This window comes from Bacillus pretiosus (genome assembly GCF_051294775.1).
GTDB classification, from domain to species: domain Bacteria; phylum Bacillota; class Bacilli; order Bacillales; family Bacillaceae_G; genus Bacillus_A; species Bacillus_A wiedmannii.
On sequence record NZ_JBPPHF010000424.1, the window covers coordinates 1 to 289 of the forward strand.

At 36.0% G+C, this 289-nt stretch carries 1 pseudogene; it reads left to right on the forward strand.

Annotated features, from left to right (window positions below):
• Window positions 1–8: 8 nt before the first annotated feature.
• A pseudogene (locus tag ACSG5Z_RS31560) lies at window positions 9–289 on the forward strand (permease); the annotation flags it as partial.

Sequence of the window (289 nt, forward strand, 5' to 3'; positions counted from 1 at the left end):
GTGATGTTATGAAGGAACTAAAAAGATATCGCTTCTTTTTCATTTTATTACTGGCACTGATTGTATTAACTTTTATAAATCAATCTTTAGGATGGAGCGCATTACAATTACCAGGAAATAGCATTTTAGATATGTTGTTTCTCCTTCCCCCTGTCCTAATATTAGTAGGATTACTTGATCAATGGGTGAAGAAAGAAACGCTCATGAAATACATGGGCGAAAAATCCGGCATATACGGAATCTTATTCTCTCTATTATTAGGTGGCATTGCAGCTGGTCCTCTCTACGT